At 59.6% G+C, this 1,780-nt stretch carries 1 protein-coding gene; it reads left to right on the top strand.

Features of this window, described 5'->3' with window-relative positions; translation table 11 throughout:
• Nucleotides 1-109: 109 nt before the first annotated feature.
• The coding region (locus tag QCE79_RS32660) for a type VI secretion system tip protein VgrG (protein WP_309851520.1) at nucleotides 110-1,780 on the top strand (1,671 nt) is incomplete at its 3' end.

Genomic DNA, 1,780 nt, shown 5'->3' with positions numbered 1-1,780 from the left:
GCGAATGAATGCTGTAACGAAAAAACTGACGGACGCGCTGCAGCATCCAAGCGCGCGACTCACCCAGCGTTTGAGCATATGGATCGGTACGCTCGAGCTCGAGCTCGACGTGCTCAAGTTCAAGGTCAAAGCAGGATTATGCGATGACTACAAGGCGGAGGTCACCGTTACCTCGCCGCGTCTCGATATCGATGGCAAGCTCTGCGTGGGTCGGCGTGCGGGCTTGCAGATCGACGAGCGAGTGGCCGTCCCGTCGGTGAATTATGTCGCGCCTGTCGATCACGAGGCGGCCACTTTCAATGGCATCGTCACGCGCTTCGAACGCATTAAAGCGAACCGCGACGAGGCGACCTACAAACTCCAGATCGAACCTCGGTTTGCCGCGCTCTGCAAGCGCGTGCATGGCTCGGATGTATTCAAAGACATCACCTTCCAGGAGATGGTGACGCGACTGCTCGTCGACCGGAAGAACATCGATGCCTTCGATATCGAGTTCCATCTGGAAGGCGCGCAAGAGAAGATGGAGCAGGTTGTGATGTACGAGGAGTCCGTGTGGGCCTTCGTGACACGTCATGCAAAACGTCGAGGCATATGCTGGTTTTACAAGCAGGGTCGAGGCAAGGATGGTCAACTGGACACGCTCGTGTTCACGGACAATCCGCGCGGGTACGTGCGCTCGATCGACGTACCCCTGCTCTCTGACTCGGGCATGAACAGCAACTGGCATGAGGCTGCACTCTCGGTCAGCGAGACGCGTACGCTGGTGCCGGCCGCCATCGAGTTGTGGGAGCGCAATTACCGCACGCCGGAAGATCCGCTGCGGGCGAGCGCGAGCATTTCCAATGAGGCCAATGACCAATCGGTGTTCGGGCGAATCAGCGGTAGCGCGGAATTTCATCTGACGCCTCAGCAGGGTGAGTCGCGAGCACAGACGCGGCGCGATGAGCAGATTGCAAAGCAGGTAAAGCTTTCGGGCAAGAGCAATGCGAAGGGCATGGCGCCAGGCGTGGTGGTCAAGCTGACCAATACGAAGCTGGCGAGCGCTCCGTATGGATTCGTGGTCGAGTCGATGACGATGAAGGGCAGCCGATCGAAACCGGCGCATGTCCGCTTCAAGGCGATGCCCGCGCATCTGGCCTACCGTCCCGACTTCGTTTATGAACGCGACTGGAGATTTCTGAAGGGACCGGTCGTTGGCGTCGTCACGACGTTTGACTCGTCGCCTTATGGCTGCATGGACGAGCATGGCCGATATCCTGTGTTGCCGAAGTTCCTGCAGGGAACGGCTAACACTGACAAGCAGTTGCTGAAGCTGCGGCTGCTTCGTCCGTCTTCGTCGTATCAAGGTGGCTTCCATTCGCCTTTGCTGCCGTCCACGGAGGTTTTGCTTGGTGCGGCGCATGCCGATGTAGATCGCATGCATATCGTCGGAGCGCTCCATGACTACTCGCATCCGGACGTGGTGCACGGCGCCGATGCGATGTTCAGTTACGCAATCTGGCGCGCGCCGCTGCTCGGCGCCGAGGTCGTCTTCAATGATCTGCGAGGCAAGGAAAGCGCGCGTATCGCCACGGTCTACAGCCAGACGGCGTTCAATCAGGGCTATCTGCTCAACAGTAAAAAGCTCGCGCGAGGCGAGGGCTTTGAAGCGACCACCCAGGCGTGGGGGACCGTGCGCGCAGCGAAAGGACTGTTCTTTTCGGCCGATGCGGCGGCTGGCGCTGATACGCCGCACTTGGAGATGCCTGCTGCCGTCGCGCAACTGAAGGCCGCGCTACAG

It is taken from the genome of Caballeronia sp. LZ003 (assembly GCF_031451465.1).
GTDB lineage: Bacteria > Pseudomonadota > Gammaproteobacteria > Burkholderiales > Burkholderiaceae > Caballeronia.
Note: the sequence above shows the minus strand (reverse complement) of the source record. Positions and strands in the feature narration are given on the sequence as shown.